3 protein-coding genes are annotated in these 7,214 nt (G+C 75.6%); all 3 read left to right on the forward strand.

Features of this window, described 5'->3' with window-relative positions:
- Positions 1-13: 13 nt before the first annotated feature.
- The 3 genes from cobT (at position 14) to ABZ562_RS16765 (ending at position 6,734) form a co-directional block, all read left to right on the forward strand.
- Entirely contained in the window at positions 14-4,525 is a 4,512-nt protein-coding gene (cobT, locus tag ABZ562_RS16755) for a nicotinate-nucleotide--dimethylbenzimidazole phosphoribosyltransferase (RefSeq protein ID WP_361479328.1), read from the forward strand.
- A gap of 108 nt (positions 4,526-4,633) precedes the next feature.
- On the forward strand, positions 4,634-5,851 hold the full coding sequence (gene cobA, locus ABZ562_RS16760) for a uroporphyrinogen-III C-methyltransferase (protein ID WP_361479331.1): 1,218 nt from the start codon (positions 4,634-4,636) through the stop codon (positions 5,849-5,851).
- Between the two features lie 64 nt (positions 5,852-5,915).
- Complete coding sequence (locus ABZ562_RS16765; RefSeq protein ID WP_361479334.1) at positions 5,916-6,734, forward strand: RNA methyltransferase; 819 nt, start codon at positions 5,916-5,918, stop codon at positions 6,732-6,734.
- Positions 6,735-7,214 lie beyond the last annotated feature (480 nt).

Below are 7,214 nucleotides of genomic sequence, written 5' to 3' on the forward strand. Positions count from 1 at the left end.
GCGAGGGGTACGCATGACCGACACCGGCCAGGTCCCGGGAGAGGGACTGCCGGAGAACGCAGGCGGACGACTCGGACAACCGCACCCGGCGGATGTCCACGCCCCGCCTGCCGACGCCGGTTACACCTTCCTCGACGGCCCCGAAACCGGCGGCGAGGAGGACGACCTGCTGCTGATGCCGGGCGCCCAGGGCGCGTGGAGCGAGCAGCAGGCGCAGTACGACCAGCAGGCCCAGTACCAGCAGCAACTGCAGTACGACCAACAGGTCCAGTACGACCAGCAGCTGCAGTACGAGCAGCAGATGCAGGCCGCGATGCAGCCGCCGTATCCGCAGCAGCAGGGCCAAGGGCTGTACGAGGGCGGAGTGCTGGACCCCGGCATGGCCGCCTACGCCGACGCCCAGATGCCCGAGCCGCAGCCGGTGGCCGAACCCCCGGCCGGTCCGGTCGCCCACCCGGCGCCGGAACAGCCCGCACCGCAGCCGCCCCAAGCCCCCGCCGCGCACCCGGCCCCCGCCACGCCTCCCCGCCGCCCCCTGCACATGGGCCCGCCCGTGCCCGACACCTCCGGCGGCGTGGTCCGCTCCCTCGCCGACCGCGGCCCGGCCGCCGGCCGGAACACCGCCCCGCCCGTCCAGCAGCCCCAGGCGGCGCCCTCGCCCGAGCCCGAGTACACCGGTGGCGTCGACTACGCCAGCGCCCCCGAGTACGCCGCCGGGCCGCAGTACTTCACCACCCAGCCCCAGCCCGAGGGCCCCGGCCCGCTCCCGGGCCCGCAGCTCGCCGACATCCCGCAGATCGGCGACGCCCCGCCGCCCGGCGACGCCTGGGATTCCCAGCCGCCCCAGCCCATGCCCGCACCAGCAGAAACGGTCGGTCTGGGCGACCAGCCGGAGGCGCCGATGCCGCCCGAGGGTGGTGCGCAGCCGACGGCGATGGACCTGGGGTACGCGGACCCCGGGTACGCCGACGCCGGTTACGCCGACCCGGCCGTGGCCATCCCGCCCCAGGGCGGGGCGCCCGCCATGGAGCCGGGGCACCCGGCCGTCGACATCCCGGCCCAGGTCCAGCCGGGCATCGCCCCGGACCAGCTCCACGCGGGTCCCCAGGCCGTCATCCCGGCCCAGATCCCCCACGAGGACGCCGAACCGGTCGCGGTGGACCCGGGCCACGCGATAGTCGCCGACACGGAGGACACCGCTCCGGCCGCCGCCGACCCGGCTGCAGCCGAGGCCCAGGTCCCGGCCGACCCGGCTGCCCCGGGCGAGGCTCCGGTGCCGGAAGCCGACGCCCAGGCGGCACCCGAGCAGGCCCCCGCCGAATCGGCCTCAGCCGCGCCGTCCGCGCCGGAAGCCCCGGCCGCCGATCCGGCTGCCCCGGGTGAGGTCCCGGTGCCGGAGGCCGACGCGCAGGCCGCGCCCACGCAGGCCCCCGCCGAGGCGCCCGTGGCGGAAGCCCCGGCTGACCAAGCAGTCCCCGGTAATGCGCCAGTTCCGGAGGGCGACGCACCGGTGCCCGCCGAGCCGTCTGCGGCCGAAGCCGCTGCTCCGGGCGAGGCTCCGGCGCCGGAGGCCGACGCTGATGCGCAGGCCCCGGCCGATCCGGCTGCCGCCGGTGAGGCTGCGGCGCCGGAGGCTGACGCCCAGGCGGCGCCCGCCGACCCACAGGCTCCGGCCGACCCGGTGGCCCCGGAGGCCGATGCGCAGTCGCCCGCCGAGCCGGCCCCCGTCGAGCCGTCGGTGGCGGAAGCCGCTGTCCCCGGCGAGGCTCCGGCACCGGAGGCTGATGCCCAGGCCGTGCCCACAGCCGAGGCGCAGGCGCCCGCCGAAGCTGCCCCTGCCGAGGCTTCGGCCGATCCGTCTGCCCCGGACGAGGTTCCGGCGGCGGAGGCCGATGCGCAGGCGCCCGTCGAGGCCGCCCCCGTGGAGCCGTCCGTGGCGGAGGCTCCGGACGCCGCCGAGGACCAGACCCCGGCGCCGGAGGCCGACGCACAGGCCCCGGCCGACGCGGCGGCCCCGGACGAGGCTCCGGTGGCGGATGCGGATGCGCAGTCGCCCGCTGAAGCTGCTCCCGTCGAGGCATCCGTGGCAGAGAGCCCGGCCGAGGCCGATGTTCTCGGCGAGGCTTCGGCCGATCCGTCTGCCCCGGACGAGGTTCCGGCGCCGGATGCGGATGCGCAGGCGCCCGTCGAGCCCGCTCCCGTGGAGCCGTCCGTGGCGGAGGCTCCGGACGCCGCCGACCCGGCCGCCGCCGAGGACCAGACCCCGGACGAGGCTCCGGCGCCGGATGCGGCGGCGCAGGCGCCCGCCGAACCCACCCCCGCCGAGCCATCCGCGGGGGAGCAGCCCCCGGCCGAGGCGGCTGCCCCCGGCGAGGCTTCGGAGCCGGAGGCCGACGCCGAGGCGCAGGCCCCGGCCGACCCGGCTGCCGCCGGTGAGGCTTCGGCGGCGGAGGCCGACGCGCAGGCCGCGCCTGCCGAGTCCGACCCCGCCGAGGCTCCCGCGGCAGAAGCCCCCGCCGAAGAGGGCACCCCCGAGGCGGAGGCCGAGGCTACGGCGGCCCCCGAGCACGAGGCTGCCGCCGATGAGGCGCAGGCGCCCGAGGCGGATGACGCGGACGAACCGTCCGACGACACGGCGGAGGCTCAGGACGAAGCCACCGAATCCGCTCAGCCGGAGGCCGACGAAGAGACCGAACAGGCTGAACAGGCCGAAGAGGCCGACGCCGCCGGCCAGAACCCCGACGACCCGGAATCCGAGGACGCCGAGCCCGCCGTCATCCCCTTCGGCCCCCGTGCCGACGCGGGATACGACGACGCCGAGCGCGCCGCCGTCCACCGCGTGATGCGCGAGCGCCGGGACATCCGTAACGGCTTCCGGCCCGACCCCATCCCGCACGAGGTGCTGCTGCGCGTGCTGGAGGCCGCGCACACCGCGCCCAGCGTGGGGCAGTCCCAGCCGTGGGACTTCGTCGTCATCCGCTCCGAGGAGACCCGGCGCACCATGCACGAGCTGGCGGTGCGCCAGCGCGACGCGTACGCCAAGTCCCTCCCCAAGGGCCGGGCCAAGCAGTTCAAGGAACTGAAGATCGAGGCGATCCTCGAAACGCCGATCAACATCGTCGTCACCGCCGACCCCACCCGCGGCGGCCGCCACACCCTCGGGCGGCACACCCAGCCGCAGATGGCGCCGTACTCCTCGGCGCTCGCCGTGGAGAACCTGTGGCTCGCCGCCCGCGCCGAAGGGCTCGGCGTCGGCTGGGTCAGCTTCTTCGACGAGCGCGAGATGGTCCGTACGCTCGGACTGCCGGATCACCTGGAGGCCGTGGCGTACCTGTGCGTCGGGTACGTGGACGAGTTCCCGGAGGAGCCGGAGCTGCTGCGGTCCGGGTGGTCCAAGCGCCGCCCGCTGTCGTGGGTGGTCCACGAGGAGTCGTACGGGCGGCGCGCGCTGCCCGGCGAGGACCCGCACAGCCTGCTGACCGAAACCCTCCAGGGCATCCGCCCGCTGGACGCCAAGGCGCTCGGCGAGGCGTGGGAGCGGCAGAAGCGGATGACCAAGCCGTCCGGGGCGCTCGGCATGCTGGAGATCATCTCCGCGCAGCTCAGCGGACTGTCCCGGCAGTGCCCGCCGCCGATTCCGGAGCCCGCCGCGGTCGCGATCTTCGCGGGCGACCACGGGGTGCACGCCCAGGGCGTCACCGCGTGGCCGCAGGAGGTCACCGCGCAGATGGTCGCCAACTTCCTGGGCGGCGGCGCGGTCTGCAACGCCTTCGCGAGCCAGGTCGGCGCCGAGGTGTGCGTCGTGGACGTCGGCGTGACGAGCGAACTGCCCTCCACCCCCGGGCTGCTGCCGCGCAAGGTCCGCGCCGGGACCGGCGACTTCACCACCGGGCCCGCCCTCACCCGCGAAGAGGTGCTGCGCGCCCTCGAAGTGGGCATCGAGACCGCCCGCGACCTGGTCGCCGCCGGGAACAAGGCGCTGCTCACCGGCGAGATGGGCATCGCCAACACCACCACCTCCGCCGCCCTGGTCTCCGTCTACACCGGCGCCGACCCGGCCGAGGTGACCGGCCGCGGCACTGGCATCAACGACGAGATGCACGCGCGCAAGATCGACGTCGTACGGCGCGGTCTGGAACTGCACCAGCCCGATCCCGCCGATCCCATCGGCGTCCTGTGCGCCTTCGGCGGCCTGGAGCACGCCGCCATGGCCGGGCTGCTGCTGGGCGGCGCCTCCCTGCGTACTCCCGTCATCCTGGACGGGGTCAGCGCGGGCGCCGCCGCCCTGGTCGCCCGCGCCATCGCCCCCGAGGTGCTGGCGGCGTGCATCGCGGGCCACCGCAGCGCCGAGCCGGGCCATGTGGCGGCCCTCAACAAGCTGGGCCTGCGCCCCCTGGTCGACCTTGACCTGCGCCTCGGCGAGGGTACGGGCGCCCTGCTCGCCCTCCCCGTGGTGCAGAGCGCCGCGCGGGCGATGCACGAGGTGGCCACGTTCGACTCCGCGGGAGTCACGGAGAAGAACTGACGTGCGCCCCTGCCACGTAAGGTGTCGGCGGGGGCCACGCCCCACCTGTTGATCAGCCGCTCCAGCGCCGCAGCGGCAGGCATTCTGCATGAGGAGAGCCGCACCGCCATGTCCGAGAACTTCGCATACCCCGTCGGACTGCGCCTCACGGGGCGGCGCGTCGTCGTCCTCGGGGCGGGCCAGGTCGCCCAGCGACGGCTGCCCGCGCTGATCGCCGCGGGCGCGGACATCCTGCTGATCTCGCCCTCCGCGACGCCCTCCGTCGAGGCCATGGCCGAGGCGGGGGAGGTGCGCTGGGAGCGCCGCCGCTACAGGGAAGGCGACTTCGAGGGCGCCTGGTACGCGCTGATCACCACCGACGACCCGGACGCCAACGCCGCCGCCTCCGCCGAGGCCGAAGCGCGCCGGGTCTGGTGCGTCCGCAGCGATGACGCCGAGGCCGCCTCCGCCTGGACCCCGGCCACCGGGCGCAGCGAGGGCGTCACCGTCGCCGTGCTCACCGGGCAGGACCCGCGCCGCTCCGCCGCCGTACGCGACGCCGTGGTCGAGGGCCTGCGCGACGGCACCCTCGCCGCCCCCCGCCACCGCACCCGCGGCCCGCACGTCGCCCTGGTCGGCGGCGGCCCCGGCGACCCGGACCTGATCACCGTCCGCGGCCGCCGTCTCCTCGCCGAGGCCGACGTCGTGGTGGCCGACCGGCTCGGCCCCCGCGACCTCCTCGACGAACTCCCGCCGCACGTCGAGGTCATCGACGCCGCGAAGATCCCGTACGGCCGCTTCATGGCCCAGGAAGCGATCAACAACGCGCTGATCGAACACGCCAAGGCGGGCAAGTCCGTCGTCCGGCTCAAGGGCGGCGACCCCTTCGTCTTCGGCCGCGGCATGGAGGAGGCCGAGGCGCTCGCCGAAGCCGGGATCCCCTGCACCGTCGTCCCCGGCATCTCCAGCTCCATCAGCGTCCCCGCCGCCGCCGGAATCCCGGTCACCCACCGCGGGGTCGCCCATGAGTTCACCGTGGTCAGCGGCCACGTCGCCCCCGACGACCCCAGCTCCCTCGTCGACTGGTCCGCGCTCGCCAGCCTGCGCGGCACGCTCGTCCTCCTCATGGCCGTCGAGAAGATCGGCGCCATCGCCGCCGCCCTCATCCGCCACGGCCGGAGCGCGGACACCCCCGTCGCCGTCATCCAGGAGGGCACCACCGCCGCCCAGCGCCGCGTGGACGCCACCCTGACCACCGTGGCGGACACGGTCGCCGCCGAGGGCATACGGCCTCCGGCCGTCGTGGTCATCGGCGACGTCGTCTCCGTCGGCTCGCGCCGGGCGTAACCACCGGTAACTTCCTCACGTCGCCGCATTGGCACGGCATCCAGGACAAGGCAGTATCACTCAAGTGGCTGATCTCATCACCGTCGATGATCCCGACGACCCGCGGCTGCGCGACTACACGGGTCTGACCGATGTGGAGCTACGGCGCAAGCGCGAGCCCGCCGAAGGTTTGTTCATCGCCGAGGGCGAGAAGGTGATCCGGCGGGCCCGCCTCGCCGGTTACGAGATGCGCTCGATGCTGCTGTCGTCCAAGTGGGTCGACGTCATGCGCGACGTCATCGAGGACGTCCCCGCCCCCGTCTACGCCGTCACCCCCGAACTGGCCGAACGCGTAACGGGCTACCACGTCCACCGCGGCGCCCTCGCCTCCATGCAGCGCAAACCGCTGCCCGAGGCCGACGAACTCCTCGCCGGCGCCCGACGCGTCGTGATCATGGAATCCGTCAACGACCACACCAACATCGGCGCCATCTTCCGCAGTGCCGCCGCCCTCGGCATGGACGCCGTCCTCCTCTCCCCGGACTGCGCCGACCCCCTCTACCGTCGCTCCGTGAAGGTCTCCATGGGCGCCGTCTTCTCCGTCCCGTACGCCCGCCTGGACACCTGGCCGCGCGGCCTCGAGGCGGTGCGGCACGCGGGCTTCAAGATCCTCGCCCTCACCCCCGACGCGAAGGCGACCTCCCTGGACGACGCCGCCCCCCACCGCCTCGACCGCGTCGCCCTCATGCTGGGCGCCGAGGGCGACGGCCTCTCCACCCAGGCCCTCATGGCCGCCGACGAATGGGTCCGCATCCCCATGGCCCACGGCGTCGACTCCCTCAACGTGGGCGCGGCGGCGGCCGTGGCCTTCTACGCCGTGACGACGGGCCGCCCCAGCCTCTAGGACAGGCCACACCCGCGTCCGGCTCCGGGCGTCCCGGAGCCGGACGCGGGCCCCGGTCACCGGGCCGGTGGTTGCGACGAGGCGGGAGGGGACCGGTCGCCCCCGCACCCGCCGCGGGGCGCACCGAAGCCGGACGCGGGCCCGGGGCCGCCGGGCTGGGGGCTGTCGCTCACGCGAGGGGCGGGGTCGCTCCCACCCCGCCCGCGCCCGCCCCCGGGCGTCCCGGAGCCGGGCGTGGGCCCGGGGCCACCGGGTCGGCGGTCGCCGATGACGCGGGAGGGGGCGGGGTCGTTCCCACCCTCGGCCTGCGCTCGCCGCCGGGCGGTACCGGAACCGGGCCGGGGCCCGGGGCCGCCGGTGGGTGGCCGCCGACGCGGCGGGAGGTGGCGGGGTCGCAGGGGTGGGGTCCTGGACGCTGACGTGTATGTGTGGCGCCGATCGCTCGACGTTCACGACACGCTCTGCGTCAGCGGCGCCGTA

The sequence above is a fragment of the Streptomyces sp. NPDC019937 genome (assembly GCF_040631655.1).
In the GTDB taxonomy this organism is placed as follows: Bacteria; Actinomycetota; Actinomycetes; order Streptomycetales; family Streptomycetaceae; genus Streptomyces.

Excerpts from the sequence above, each read along its gene's own strand:
- cobT (WP_361479328.1), top strand. The coding sequence starts at position 14 with ATGACCGACACCGGCCAGGTCCCGGGAGAGGGACTGCCGGAGAACGCA.
- cobA (WP_361479331.1), top strand. The coding sequence starts at position 4,634 with ATGTCCGAGAACTTCGCATACCCCGTCGGACTGCGCCTCACGGGGCGG.